9 protein-coding genes are annotated in these 14,958 nt (G+C 46.5%); 7 read left to right on the forward strand and 2 right to left on the reverse strand.

Features of this window, described 5'->3' with window-relative positions; translation table 11 throughout:
* Window positions 1-127: 127 nt before the first annotated feature.
* The 5 genes from CC90_RS24260 (at window position 128) to CC90_RS0118150 (ending at window position 6,982) form a co-directional block, all read left to right on the forward strand.
* The gene (locus CC90_RS24260) at window positions 128-265 is read left to right on the forward strand and encodes a hypothetical protein (RefSeq protein ID WP_157837563.1); all 138 of its coding nucleotides are present in this window, start codon (window positions 128-130) and stop codon (window positions 263-265) included.
* Window positions 262-405 (forward strand): hypothetical protein, encoded by a 144-nt coding sequence (locus CC90_RS24265; protein WP_157837564.1) that lies wholly within the window; start codon window positions 262-264, stop codon window positions 403-405. The genes CC90_RS24260 and CC90_RS24265 overlap by 4 nt, the downstream gene beginning before the upstream one ends.
* A 22-nt stretch (window positions 406-427) precedes the next feature.
* Window positions 428-2,716, forward strand: coding sequence for a glycoside hydrolase family 3 C-terminal domain-containing protein (locus tag CC90_RS0118140; RefSeq protein WP_031392131.1), 2,289 nt, complete (start codon window positions 428-430; stop codon window positions 2,714-2,716).
* Window positions 2,717-3,145: 429 nt separating this feature from the next.
* Window positions 3,146-6,049: an EAL domain-containing protein gene (locus CC90_RS0118145; protein ID WP_031392132.1), complete on the forward strand. Its 2,904-nt coding sequence runs from the start codon at window positions 3,146-3,148 to the stop codon at window positions 6,047-6,049.
* A 33-nt stretch (window positions 6,050-6,082) separates the two neighbouring features.
* Entirely contained in the window at window positions 6,083-6,982 is a 900-nt protein-coding gene (locus CC90_RS0118150; RefSeq protein WP_031392133.1) for a YitT family protein, read from the forward strand.
* A 130-nt stretch (window positions 6,983-7,112) separates the two neighbouring features.
* Here the strand turns inward: CC90_RS0118150 and CC90_RS0118155 are convergent, their stop codons facing one another.
* Together CC90_RS0118155 and CC90_RS0118160 are read right to left on the reverse strand one after the other, a co-directional pair.
* Window positions 7,113-8,597 carry a DUF1846 domain-containing protein gene (locus CC90_RS0118155; RefSeq protein ID WP_031392134.1) on the reverse strand — a complete coding sequence of 495 codons (1,485 nt, stop codon included), beginning with the start codon at window positions 8,595-8,597 and terminating at the stop codon, window positions 7,113-7,115.
* A gap of 41 nt (window positions 8,598-8,638) precedes the next feature.
* A complete protein-coding gene (locus tag CC90_RS0118160; RefSeq protein WP_031392135.1) occupies window positions 8,639-10,243 on the reverse strand; it encodes a CTP synthase in 1,605 nt (534 codons plus the stop codon).
* A 289-nt stretch (window positions 10,244-10,532) separates the two neighbouring features.
* On the opposite strand from CC90_RS0118160, the gene ftsH reads away from it, so the two are divergent.
* Window positions 10,533-12,836: an ATP-dependent zinc metalloprotease FtsH gene (gene ftsH, locus CC90_RS0118165; RefSeq protein ID WP_242843355.1), complete on the forward strand. Its 2,304-nt coding sequence runs from the start codon at window positions 10,533-10,535 to the stop codon at window positions 12,834-12,836.
* Window positions 12,837-12,916: 80 nt separating this feature from the next.
* Window positions 12,917-14,779, forward strand: coding sequence for an excinuclease ABC subunit UvrC (uvrC, locus tag CC90_RS0118170; protein WP_031392137.1), 1,863 nt, complete (start codon window positions 12,917-12,919; stop codon window positions 14,777-14,779).
* Window positions 14,780-14,958: the final 179 nt, after the last annotated feature.

Here is a 14,958-nt window from a genome sequence, read left to right on the forward strand (position 1 = left end):
TAAAATGGGGTGAAAAGAGGTCTTTAGATAATAATGGAACAAGATATTATAAAAGTCAATATTAACCTATAAATAAGTCATGAAAATGAATAGAGCGGAAAAGATGGGTGTGGTAGTATGAGGGTAGATGGACTCGTGGAATTTAATGGTAAGTAAGAGAGTGAACGTAAGAGTCAGGGGTAAGAGGAATGGGAAGTTTGTTATGAATAAAAAGTCAAAAAAGGAAAGAGAAGTAGGCAGATACGTAAAAAGTGAATTAAAGTGAAGGTAATTAGAGAAGAAGTTGGTGAAGAAGTTAGCAAAGAAGAAATTAGTGAAAAAAAATTAATAGGGAAGAAAATAACAAAGAAGAAAATAGCAAAGAAGAAAACAAATAACGTACGAATAGATAGAATTGGGGCATAGGTAGACTGGAAAGGAGATTTGTATGACGGCGGAAAAGATTAGGGATTTGGTGGCGCAGATGACTTTGGAGGAGAAGGGTTCGATGTGTTCGGGGGCGGATTTTTGGCATACGAAGGCGGTGGAGAGGTTGGGAATTCCTCAGTCTATGGTTGCGGATGGACCTCACGGACTTAGGAAGCAGGATGATAAGGCAGATCATCTTGGGGTGAATGAGAGTATTAAGGCGGTTTGTTTTCCGGCCGGGTGCGGGACGGCGGCCTCTTTTAACAGGGAGCTTCTGACGGAAATGGGAGCGGTGCTTGGTAATGAGTGTCAGGCGGAAGGTGTGAGCGTTTTGCTTGGACCGGCTGTGAATATTAAGCGTTCTCCGCTTTGCGGCAGAAATTTCGAGTATTATTCGGAGGATCCGGTAGTGGCGTCTCAGATTGCGGCGGCGTTTATTAAAGGGGTGCAGAGTAAGAATGTGGGCGTGAGCATTAAGCATTTTCTGGCGAATAACCAGGAAACGAGGAGGATGTCGGTGTCTGTAGAGGTGGACGAGCGAACGATGAGGGAAATTTATCTGGCGGCATTCGAAGGAGCGGTGCGGGAGCAGAAGCCTTGGACTGTGATGAATTCTTATAATAGAGTGAATGGCACGTATGCGGGAGAAAGCAAGAAGTATATGACGGATATTCTCCGCGGAGAGTGGGGATTTGACGGCTATGTGATGAGCGATTGGGGCGCAGTAAATAATAGGGTGGCGAATCTGAAGGCGGGAATGGATCTTGAGATGCCGTCTTCCGGCGGACAGAATGATAAGCTTATCAAGGAAGCGGTAAAGAATGAAAGATTGGAGGAAAGTGTGCTGGATACGGCAGTGGAGAGAATTTTGAATATTGTATTCCGGTTTGAGGAAAATAGAGATAAGACGGCGTATTTTGATTTGGATAAGGATCATGAAGCAGCACGCGCAGTGGCGGAAGAGACTATTGTGCTATTGAAAAATGACGGCGTTCTTCCCCTGAAGGAAAGCGCTAAGGTGGCATTTATCGGAAAGTATGCGAAGAAGCCCCGTTATCAGGGAGGTGGAAGCTCTCATATCAACAGCCATAAGATAACTTCTGCGCTGGATATGGCTGCAGGAAATCCTAATATTTCTTATGCACAGGGTTTTATCGATGAAGAGGATAGAGTGGATGAAGCTTTATTGGCGGGAGCGGTGGAGTTGGCTAAGGGTGCGGAAGCGGCGGTTATCTTTGCCGGACTGCCCGACTCCTTCGAATCGGAAGGCTTCGACCGGGTACATATGAGAATGCCGGAATGCCAGAATGAATTAATCAAACAGGTGGCGCAGGTGCAGAAAAATGTAATTGTAGTCCTGCATAATGGCTCACCGGTGGAGATGCCTTGGATAAATGAGGTAAAGGGCGTGGTGGAAGCGTATCTGGGCGGTCAGGCTGTGGGCAGTGCGCAGTATGATATCCTTTTTGGAAAGGTTAATCCCAGCGGCAAGCTGCCGGAGACGTTCCCCTTGAAGCTGGAGGATAATCCTTCCTATCTGAATTTTCCCGGAGAGGGAGACCGGGTAGAATACAAAGAAGGGATATTCGTGGGCTATCGTTATTATGATAAGAAGAAAATGGAAGTGCTTTTTCCCTTTGGATATGGACTTTCCTACACTTCGTTCGATTACTCCAATCTGCGTGTAAGTGCAGACCGCATCGAGGATACGGATACCGTGACGGTGACGGTGGATATAACCAATACGGGCAAGGTTGCGGGAAAAGAAGCAGTTCAGCTTTATATCAGCGATAAGGAAAGCAGTGTAATCCGTCCGGTAAAGGAGCTGAAGGATTTTGCGAAGGTTTCTCTGGAACCGGGGGAAACGAAGACGGTGAGCTTCCGGCTTTCCAAGCGCTCTTTTGCATATTACAATACGGCAATTAACGACTGGCATGTAGAAACGGGAGAATTTGATATTATGATTGGAAAATCCTCCAGAGACATCGTGCTGACGAAGGAAATTCATGTGGAGTCTACGGTAACGCTGCCGGTAGTCTATACCACGGATTCTATTATGGAGGATATCTTCAAAAATCCTGAAGCCAAGGAGCGGGTTATGAAGATTATGGGCAGCAATATGGATATCATAATGACCACCGATAAGGACGAGGAAGGCAGTGCTTCCGCTCAGGCTATTACGGCCCAAATGCAGGAGGCTATGATGAAGTACATGCCCCTCCGCGGGGTGGTAAGCTTCGGAGGCGGAGAGGCCGGAATTTCTATGGATGATATCAGGGTCTTCGTAGATGAGCTCAATGCGCTGTAAGGGAATGACTATGGCGGTGAAGTCATAAGCTTTCGGAACCGCCTATGGTATTGCAAATGAATTTACATGAAAAAAGAACTTTAAAGGGCCGGGAAGTTAATTCTTTGCGGTTCTTTTTATGTAATAGGAAAGAGCGTCTATGATATAAAAACGGATGCGCAGCGACGCGCCAAGCGAAAGCTGTGCTGCAGTAACCATACAAATACCGGAGTAAAGCCTTTTAATCAATCCTTCTGCCCTGTAATTGGGTTTTGTTTATTTTTTACATATATTACCATTTTTTAAAGATGAGGTAGTTTACTTTGTACTTGGTAATTTTGTAAAGTGTCAGCCCATCCATTCTTTTTTCCAGCGTTCTGCCAGTATCTTAATCTTTGGGGTTGTGGTATAATTTGCCTATAACTGTGTATTTTTAGAGGAAAAGATTAAATGAATATAAGGAACAAAAAGATAAAATTTTTCGGTGTGCTAGGTACATTGGCAGTGGTTGTGTTGCTTTTGCTTCCGGCGGTGCAGCTCCATGCCGAAGAAGATAGAGATAGAGTCAGAGTAGGGTATTTTATTATGCCGGGTTATCAGGAGTCTACCGTAGGTGGCAGCCATTGGGGATTCGGTTATGACTACCTGCAGGAAATTGCGAAATATACCGGATGGAAATATAAATTTGTGGAAGCCTCATGGACAGAATGTCTGGAGATGCTGGAAAACGGAGAACTGGATCTCGTAACCTACGCCAAGGATTCACCGGAGGATAGGACGCGCTTCGAATTTTCCGAATATCCCATGGGAATGACCTCCTCCGTGCTGACGATTCGCTCGGGTGATACCGGTTCTTATTATTACAATGATTTTGCAAGCTTTGACGGAATGAAAATAGGCGCTGTAAAGGGCGGCGGCTCGGTGAGCGAAGTAAGAACGCTTTTTAAAGAGTATGGCATATCCATGACGCTTCAGCTTTTCGATACGGAGAAGGAGCTTCAGAAGGCGCTCAGCATGCAAACCATCGACGCAATCGCAGCGGGCAACCATCGCAAGCTGGATAACGAGAAGATAATAGCTACCTTCAACGCCGAGCCGTTTTATGCGATTACGCAAAGAAAAAACACGAGCATCATGGCTGAGTTCGACAATGCTATGGAAGAAATCATGCTAACGGATCCTTACTTTGAGAAGGAGCTATACGATAAATATTTCGAAGAAAACGTTACCAATATGGTTGCTTTGACTCGTGAAGAAAAGGCTTATGTAGACGAACATAAGACAGTTAAGATGGCGGCGTCCCCCGATTCTAAGGCCATGTGCTATTATGATGGCAGCAAGTATACCGGAATTATTATTGACAGCATCAAAGCCCTCGGAAGGGAAGTAGGGGTAGATGTGGAGTATGTGGAGACGAAGTCGTATAAGGAGAGTCTGGAGCTGCTGAATAGGGGCGAGGTGGACCTTGTCGGCGATTTCTATACCAATTATAGCTGGGGAGAGAAGAACGAAGTGATACTGACTGCTCCATATATGGAGGAGCGGTATATGGAGGTGCGTCGCAAGGGCAAGGAAATGCCGAAACGTGAGATGAGGGTAGCTACCTGTGAGAATTTTTTCTTTAATACCGCATATATATCCAAGTATTACACAAATGAGAACATGATTTACTATGATACGGAGACGGAGTGCGTTAATGCAGTACGAAAGGGAGAAGCGGACGTTGCCTTTGTCAATCAATATACGGCTAAGATATTGTTCAAGGACAACAAGAATCTGAAATTAAAAACCTATGCTCTCTACGATGCGGATCATGGCATATCGATAGCGGTAGCAGAAGATAATAAGCTTCTTTGCTCTATTTTCAATAAAGCAATTTCTAATCTTAGCCCCAGTGAAATTATGCATATAGCGGAAGACCACACGCAGGAGGGCGAGCAGGTGTCCCTGCTCAGCTATATCTACTCCAATCCGGTGCAGTCTATCGTGATTTTGTGCGTGGCGTTCGGCACGGTAGTGTTTGTCCTGCTCTATTTCATCATGGTGAAGAGAAGATACAACAGGCATGTTTATGAGCTGGCTTACAAGGATAGGCTTACCGGGCTTGGAAATATTTATTCCTTTGAGGATACGATAGAAAAACGGTGGCTTGAGCACAGAGGAAAAGAAGTTTTTATCATTTCCATGGATATCAGCCATTTTGCTACCATCAACGAGACATACGGGAGGGGTATTGGAGATCATACCATAAGCTATGTGGGCAGAAAGCTGAACGAACTGTACGGCGAGGAGGGAATCATTGCCAGAAGTAAGGTGGATAATTTCCTGATTTTTGGAATTGCTGACAGAGTGGGAAAAATTACCGAATGGATGGACGCGATCAAGCGGGAAATCGGAATATTCGCATTCGAAGAAGGCGGAATGGGAAAAAATGATATTACAATCAATTATAATTTTGGCGTTACCACAGTGCAGTGTACGAGAAGTACTTCGATCAAGAATTTGATCGACCATGCGGAAATGGCGAGAAAGGCGGCAAAGCGGAGAAATGCACATCTATGTTATTTCAATGAGGAGATGGAGCTGCAGCTTCTTCGGGAAAAGACTATTGAAGACTGCATGGGAAGAGCTCTTACCCAGGGAGAGTTTCATGTATATTATCAGCCGAAGTACTGCATGACGAATAACGAAATCGTGGGCGCGGAGGCGCTTGTCAGATGGCAGAATAAGGATTACGGTTTTATGAGTCCGGTGGAATTCATCCCTATCTTCGAGAATAACGGTTTTATCGTGGAGTTGGATTTCTACGTGATGGAGCAGGTGTACAAGATGCTGCATGGGCGTCTGGAACGCGGAGAAAAGACGGTTCGCGTATCGATTAACCAATCCAGGCTGCATTTCGCGCAGAAGAATTATATTGAGAGGCTGAATGAGCTGCGGGATAAATATTGTATTCCGAAGGAGCTGATCGAGCTGGAATTGACGGAGTCCATTTTTGCACAGATGAAAGATATAAGCGAAATGGTGGATAAACTGAAGGCAAATGGGTACTATTTATCTGTAGATGATTTTGGAGCAGGCTATTCCTCGTTAAATATGCTTAAGGAGATTTCCATAGATACATTGAAGATAGACAAGGATTTCTTAAGCGGCGAGAACAAGAGCGAGAGGTATCAGAAGGTAATTCAGAAGGTCGTGGAGCTTGCAAATGATTTAAATATGGACATAATATGCGAAGGCGTGGAACGGGAAGAGCAGGCTAAGTTCCTACAAAGTATAGGCTGTATGTATGCGCAGGGATATTTGTATGCGAGGCCTATGGCAGAGGAGGACTTTCTGCAACTGCTGTCTTGAAAACTTATGACTTAGTTAAGAAAAGAGGCATTTATGAACAAGATACGGGGTCTCGATAAAAAGTTTGTAATCTATGAAGCGAACAGACTGCTCTGCTCTGTCGGCGGCGTGCTCCTATATGCCATCGGCGTAAATCTGTTCATTGTCCCCCAAGGGCTGTATACAGGGGGGATCATGGGACTTTGTCAGGTAATACGTACCGTGTTGGCGGAGTACATGGGGCTTTCGTTTCATAACTTCGATATTGCGGGTTTGATTTATTACGTAGTCAACATTCCGCTTTTTGTTGTGGCAATAAAGAAACTGGGGCGTATATTCTTCGCCAAGACGATTATCTGTGTGACAGCAATGTCATTTTTCCTCTTTATTGTATATATTCCCTCTGTGCCAATCATGGATGATACGCTGGCATCCGGCCTTATCGGGGGAATTCTCTGCGGGGCTGGCATCGGACTTTGCCTGAAAATGGGAAGTTCCGACGGCGGAACGGATATATTGGGCGTGTTGTTGATCCGCTGGAAGAAAGATTTCAGTGTAGGCAAGGTAACACTGATCGTAAACGTGGTACTGTATCTCATATGCCTGTTCCTCTTCGACGTACAGACCGTGATTTATTCCTTGATTTATGCCGCAGTAACCTCCTTCGCGGTGGATAAGGTATATTCCCAGAATATCAATGTGGAAGTGAACATTATCACGAAGAACGCCTGCGAAGAAATGGAGCAGGAGATATTCACGAAACTGGAACGGGGAATCACGAAATGGAAGGCGCTAGGCGCGTACACGGACAACAACGCGGAAGTATTGTATATGGTAATATCGAAATATGAGATCGGACGGCTGAAATATATCATACGCAAATATGATCCGAATGCTTTTGTGGTAATCAATGAGGGTGTGAATGTAAGCGGGAATTTCCTGAAGAAGTTATAATAGTGAGAAAGAGATGTCCAGGTTTTGAAAGGACATCTCTTTTTCTGTAATAGGAAAGTGCTCCTATTATTTATAGAAACTATGGATACGCAGATGCGCGCGCGGCGCACACTTTTGTTCTATCATAGGGCTACTTATGATAAACCCGATTCGTTTCGTAAGTCGGTTCGCTCGTGAGATTCATTCCCAATCGCTTAAAGGTCTTCTCGTCCACGGAAGAAAGGATAACTGTAGAGTGAACCTGACATCCCTTCAGCTTCGGGATCTGGGACAATGCCAGTTTCGCGTCCGTATCAGTTGCGGCGCTCATGGAAAGAGCAATTAATATTTCATCCGTATGTAGTCTTGGGTTATTCCCGCCCAGATAGTCCGTCTTCAAGGTCTGAATAGGTTCAATGGCTGTTCGGGATATAAGGTGCTCGTCGTGGTCGATTCCGCCAAGAACCTTCAGCGCATTGAGAAGTGCAGCGGCGGAGGCTCCGAGCAAGTCGGTAGTCTTTCCGGTAATGACCTGACCATCAGGCAGCTCGATGGCTGTCGCAGGATGGCCGGTGTTTTCCTGCCTCATAAGCGCCATGGGTACTACCTTCCGCTCTGAGGTATTGATGGAAGCCTGCTTCATCAGAAGCTCCAGCTTATAAACAATTTCCTTGGAACCCAGCATATCTTTTTTTCTATCGCACAGCGCCTGATAATATCGGCGGATGATTTCCTGCTTGGAAGCTTCCTTGCATACCTCGTCGTCTATAATACAGTTGCCAGCCATGTTGACACCCATGTCGGTAGGCGATTTATAAGGACTGTAGCCGAGAATCTGTTCGAACATCGCGCTTAGCACGGGGAAGACCTCGATGTCTCGGTTATAGTTGACCGTAGTCTCTCCGTAAGATTCCAGATGGAAGGGGTCTATCATGTTGACGTCGCTTAAATCGGCAGTGGCTGCTTCGTAAGCCACGTTCACCGGATGGCGCAGAGGCAGATTCCATATGGGGAAAGTCTCGAACTTAGCATATCCTGCCGTAATGCCTCTCTTGTGTTCGTGATAGAGCTGGGAAAGGCAGGTAGCCATCTTGCCGCTGCCCGGACCGGGAGCAGTAATGACCACCAGCGGTCTGGAGGTCTCGATGTAATCGTTCTTCCCGTAGCCCTCATCGCTGACGATATGGGCGATGTTGCCGGGATATCCATCAATAATATAATGAAGATAAGACTTGATTCCAAGGCTTGACAGTCTTTCCCGGAAATGATCCGCAGTAGGCTGGCCGGTATACTGGGTAATGACCACACTGCTCACCATGAAGTCCATGGCGCGGAAGGCGTCCAGAAGGCGCAGCACATCCATGTCATAGGTGATGCCGAGATCGCCCCGGATTTTATTCTTTTCGATGGCATCTGCGCTAATGACGATAACAATTTCCGCTTGGTCCTTAAGCTCATGCAGCATTTTCAGCTTGCTGTCCGGATGGAAGCCGGGAAGGACTCTGGAAGCGTGAAAGTCGTCGAAGAGCTTGCCTCCGAATTCCAGATACAATTTATTGCCGAACTGGGCGATTCTTTCGCGAATGTGTTCGGACTGCATTTTTACATATTTATCGTTGTCAAATCCTATTTTCATTTTTGGGTTCCTTAATATTTCATTTTATTAAAATCAAGCTTTTATTTTCTGTGCTCCACAGCCGCGGCGATAAGACCCTTGAATAGCGGATGGGGTCTGTTGGGTCTCGACTTCAGCTCGGGATGAGCCTGCGTAGCGACGAAGAATGGATGGGTGGGAATCTCGCACATTTCTACGATACGTCCGTCAGGAGAAAGGCCGGATAATTTTATTCCGTTCTCCGTAAGAGCGGCACGGTAATCGTTGTTTACTTCATAGCGGTGTCTGTGTCTTTCGTGAATAGTATCTTTACCATATAAGCTGTATGCCTTGGAGTCCTTGTCCAAAATGCATGGATAGGAGCCAAGCCTCAAGGTGCCTCCGATGTCTTCCACGTCGTTTTGATCGGGCATGAGGGCGATGACGGGGTGAGTCGTACTTGGATTCAGCTCCACACTGTGTGCATCGTTATAGCCAAGCACGTTACGGGCATATTCTACGATGGAAAGCTGCATGCCAAGGCAAAGCCCCAAAAATGGAATGTTATGGGTCCTCGCATAGGTGATGGCATTTATCTTGCCTTCGATACCGCGGCTGCCGAAGCCGCCCGGAACGACGATGCCGTCCGTACCGCCGAGCAGTTCGCCCGCATTCTCCGGAGTTACGATCTCCGAGTCTATCCACCGGATACTGACGTTCACCCGGTTGGAGATGCCTCCGTGCTTCAAAGCTTCTGCTACGCTGATATAAGCATCGTGAAGCTGGATATACTTACCTACAAGGGCAATGGTCACTTCGCCCGAAGCGGTGTGCAGGGATTCCACCATGTCTTGCCAATCGCTTAAATCGGGTTCGGGACAGGGGAGCTCCAGGCATTCGCAGGCAACCTGTGCCAAATGCTCTTTCTCCATGGCAAGAGGTGCTTCGTAGAGGTATTCCACATCCAGATTCTGCAACACCCGATTATTGGGCACGTTGCAGAACAGAGCAATCTTATCTTTGATGCCCTGGTCCAGCGGATGCTCGCTGCGGCATACGATAATGTCGGGCCGGATTCCCATTCCCTGAAGTTCTTTTACGCTGGCTTGTGTGGGCTTGGTCTTCATTTCCTGTGAAGCTCTCAGATAAGGAATCAGGGTAACATGAATCAGAATGGCGTTTTCACGTCCTACCTCATGCTGAAACTGCCGGATGGATTCTAAAAAAGGCTGGCTTTCGATATCGCCCACGGTTCCGCCTACCTCAATGATGGCTATCCTCATTTCCTGGTCGCTGAAATTGCGGTAAAAGCGGCTTTTGATTTCGTTGGTTATATGGGGGATTACTTGAACCGTACCGCCGCCGTAATCGCCTCGTCTCTCCTTTTGAAGGACAGACCAGTAAATCTTGCCGGTGGTAACGTTGGAGTTTTTATCCAGATTTTCGTCGATGAACCTCTCGTAATGTCCGAGGTCTAAGTCTGTCTCCGTTCCGTCGTCGGTAACGAAGACCTCCCCGTGTTGGATGGGATTCATAGTTCCGGGGTCAATGTTGATGTAGGGGTCAAACTTCTGCATGGTCACTTTGTAACCACGCGCTTTTAAAAGTCTTCCTAAAGATGCGGCTGTAATTCCTTTTCCCAGACCAGAAACGACGCCGCCTGTTACGAATACGTATTTTACAGGCATTATTACCTCCTCAGCGATTGCATATATGCATATAGACATTAGTTAGTTTAAGAGTGAACAGATATCGTTTTATTTTACCGAATGGCATAAATCACTACTTAGGAAGCTCATTGTTTAGCTCCCTAAGTATTGTATTATACAATGGGTAGTCACCAAAAATCTACTGTTTCTATCAAAAAAATTTAGAAATCTTTTATACATGGTAAAATATTTTCATAATTATATTATTGATTTATCGAATATCAGTCTCTATAATGGAAGAAACGACGATTTACGAATAGGAGCAGGAATGGAAGATAATAATTTAAACCAATACGATGACGGTGGATTTAACAACGGCAATCGCGGCGGTAATAAAAATAATAATAATGGTAACAGAGGGCCCGGCGGAAACGGCGACAACCCTAAGAAACAGAGCATTTTCCTGTTGCTCATCGCAGCGCTCATCACTTTGCTGTGCATGAGTTATTTCATGAAGGCGATGACCGGCGGCACGGAGAAGGAGATTACCTATAACGAATTCATTAAGATGGTAGAAGACGGCGAAGTGGAAAGCGTAGTGGTGGAGACCGACCAGATTACTATTTACCCCAAGGATACGGAAGAGACCTCTACGAATATATACGGAATGCCAGTGATTACTTATTATACGGGAATCATGGAGGACAACGATACCCTGACGGCCCGTCTGATCGAACATAATGTAGATGTGAACAAGAAGGTGCCGGACGGTTCCGGGATGCTGCTTTCCATCCTTTTGACCTATGTGTTCCCTATTCTTCTTATGTGGGTGCTTCTCAGTTTCATCTTCCGCAGGATGTCCAAGGGCGGCGGCGGTCCCATGGGAGTGGGTAAGAGCAATGCCAAGGTATACGTGCAGAAGGAGACAGGAGTTACCTTTAAGGATGTGGCGGGAGAGGACGAAGCGAAAGAATCCCTGCAAGAGGTAGTAGATTTCCTGCATAATCCGGGAAAATATTCTAAGATAGGAGCTAAGCTTCCTAAGGGAGCACTTCTGGTAGGCCCTCCTGGAACCGGTAAGACCTTGTTGGCCAAGGCGGTGGCGGGCGAAGCTCATGTGCCCTTCTTTTCATTGGCCGGCTCCGACTTTATTGAACTATACGTAGGCGTGGGCGCTTCCCGGGTAAGAGACTTATTCAAGGAAGCGACGAAGAACGCTCCTTGTATTATATTCATAGATGAAATTGATGCGATAGGAAGAAGCCGTGATTCCAAATACGGCGGCGGCAATGAAGAACGGGAACAGACGTTGAACCAGCTATTGTCCGAGATGGACGGTTTCGATACTTCGAAAGGTATTCTCATTCTTGGAGCGACCAATAGGCCGGAGATTCTTGATAAGGCGCTGCTGCGGCCGGGACGTTTCGATAGAAGAATCATTGTGGATAAACCCGACCTTAAGGGACGAATTGAAATATTGAAGGTACATGCGAAGGATGTTCTGATGGATGACAGTGTGGACCTGGATGCCATAGCGCTTGCTACCAGCGGAGCGGTGGGTGCCGACCTCGCCAACATGATAAATGAAGGGGCTATTAACGCAGTGCAAAAAGGGCGCAATTATGTGTGCCAGCATGACTTGTTCGAGGCGGTGGAGCAGGTGCTCGTAGGAAAAGAGAAGAAAGACCGCATTATGAGCAAGGAAGAGCGCAAGATTGTTTCCTACCACGAGGTGGGTCATGCACTTTTAAGTGCTTTGCAGAAGAATTCGGAACCGGTGCAGAAGATTACGATTGTACCGAGGACCATGGGTGCCCTCGGCTACGTGATGCAGGTGCCGGAGGAGGAGAAGTTCCTCAATACGAAGGCGGAGCTGCACGATATGCTGGTGGGCTATCTGGGCGGACGCGCAGCGGAGGAAATCGTATTCGATACGGTAACCACCGGAGCGGCTAACGATATAGAGAAGGCGACAAACATCGCCAGAAATATGGTGACCAGATTCGGAATGAGCGAAAAGTTCGGGCTTATGGGGCTTGCTACAGTAGAGAGCGAATATCTGGACGGCGGAGCGAGATTGACATGCAGCGATGTGACGGCGGCGGATGTGGATACCGAGGTAAGGGAGCTGTTAAAGGAATGCTATGCGGAAGCGAAGCAGCTTCTTGGCCAGAACCGGGATCTTATGGATAAGATCGCCGCATACCTGATAGAAAAAGAAACTATTACGGGTAAGGAATTCATGAAGATATATCGCGCGGAAAAAGGGCTTCCTGAACCTGAAGAAAAAGCGGAGGGAGAATCCGAAACAAAAAGTTCTGAGGCTGAAGCGAAAAAAGTGGAGTCTGAGTCAAAGACTTCTGAAGCGGAAATAAAAGTTTCTGAATCGGGAATAAAGGCTTATGAAGCGGAGGACGGAAAAGTCATTATAAAGAAGGACAGTATGATCTTATCGCCGGAATTCGAGGCGAAGCCGGAGAAAGCGAGAGAACCGGAGAAAGAGGTATCTGCTTATGGAGGTCCGGTAGGACGTTTCTCCAATGCGTCCGGAGAATTTGTAAAGAATGGCGATTCCATCAAGAACGGTAATTTTGCCGAGGAATTGCAAAATAAAATAGACGAACAGAAATAAAAAACGCAAAAGGTTCTAGGTGAGTGTTTGCACTCATAAAAAAGAACCTTTTTGTGCGTTATTTATGTTGTGGGTGAGAGATGTTTGATTTTGATGAGGAATTGAAAAAACTGCCTGTGAAGCCGGGCGTATATATCATGCACGATGAGAAGGACGTCATTATCTATGTGGGGAAGGCAATCAACCTGCACAGTCGTGTCAGATCGTATTTCCGCAAGAACATAGGGCGCGGGCCCCAGATCGATAAGATGGTGACTCAGATAGCCAGATTCGAATATATCATAACCGATTCTGAGCTGGAAGCCTTGGTGCTGGAGAATAATTTAATAAAAGAATACAGTCCCCGCTATAACACTATGCTTAAGGATGACAAGACCTATCCTTATATAAAAGTGACAGTAGGGGAGCCGTTCCCCCGCATACTTTTTTCCAGAGAGATGAAGAAGGACCGCTCCCGTTATTTCGGGCCGTACACAAGTGCGGCAGCAGTGAAGGACACAATCGATTTGATCAACAAGCTCTATCTTCTCCGCACCTGCAACAGAAATCTTCCGAAGGACTGCGGGAAGGAGAGGCCTTGCTTGAATTACCATATCAAACAGTGTGCAGCCCCCTGCCAAGGGTATATGACTCAGGAGCAGTATAGAGGGCAGGTCGATAAGGCGCTGGATTTCCTGAACGGAAATTATAATCCTATTTTAAAGGAGCTGGAACGAAAGATGCAGGAGGCTTCCGACAGCATGGAATTCGAGGAAGCGGTAAAATACAGAGATTTGTACAATAGTGTGAAGCAGGTGGCGCAGAAGCAGAAGATTACGGACAGCTACGGAGAGGATAAGGACATCATCGCTCTCGCCTTGGATGAAAACGATGCGGTGGTGCAAGTATTTTTTATCCGAAACGGGAAATTAATAGGAAGAGAACATTTTTATATGACAAACGTGTCGGGAAATAAAAAATCTCAGGTACTTCTTGATTTCGTGAAGCAGTTCTACGCGGGAACACCCTTCATTCCCAAGGAGCTTATGCTCCAGGAGGAAATAGAGGATATAGAGGTGCTGGAAAAATGGCTGACTGCAAGAAAGGGAAGCCGTGTCTACATCCGCGTACCAAAAAAAGGCGCCAAGGAGAAGCTGGTGGAGTTAGCGGGAAAGAATGCAGCCCTCGTCTTGAGTCAGGATAAGGAAAAGATAAAGAGGGAGGAAGGCAGGACCATTGGCGCTGTAAAAGAAATCGCATCGTTGATAGGCATGGAGGGAATCGTCCGAATGGAAGCATACGATATTTCCAACATCAGCGGATTTGCCAATGTAGGCTCTATGATCGTCTACGAAAAGGGAAAGCCTAAAAGGAGCGACTACCGCAAATTCCGAATAAAATCGGTATCGGGTCCCGACGATTATGCATGCATGAAAGAGGTGCTCACCAGGCGTTTTGTGCACGGAATGGAGGAGCAGAAGGAATTAGATATGAAGGAAATGGAAAAGGAATTCGGCAGTTTCACCAAGTTCCCCGACCTGATACTCATGGACGGCGGAAAGGGGCAGGTGAATATCGCCCTTGAGGTGCTTAAGGAGCTGCATATTTCCATTCCGGTCTGTGGTATGGTAAAGGATGATAACCATCGGACAAGAGGGTTGTATTACAATAATGAAGAGATTCCTATTGACAGAAGCTCCGAAGGGTTTAAACTGATTACGAGAGTGCAGGACGAGGCTCATCGCTTTGCCATAGAATATCACCGTTCCCTGCGCAGCAAGTCTCAGGTGAAATCGGTGTTGGACGACATCCCCGGAGTGGGGCCTTCCCGCAGGAAAGCACTGATGCGCCACTTTAAATCTATTGATGAGATTAAGTCTGCCGATGCAGCGACCCTTTCTCAGGTACCTGAGATACCGCCCCATATCGCGGAAGGTATTTATGACTTTTTCCATCAGGAATAGGCAGATTACTGTTCACACAGTGGCTTAACACTTGCTGTCAAGCTGCGTAAGAACGTGACTCAAGGGATGATTTCTGCTTCGCAGAGCGAATTTACATGCAGAAATTAATTCTGCATTGCAGAAATCATGCGTTGCTGAGAACGGAGTGAACAGTAACGTTTTCCGAGTTCGTTTATTGA

Origin of the sequence: Kineothrix alysoides, assembly GCF_000732725.1 — a bacterium.
GTDB classification, from domain to species: Bacteria; Bacillota; Clostridia; order Lachnospirales; family Lachnospiraceae; genus Kineothrix; species Kineothrix alysoides.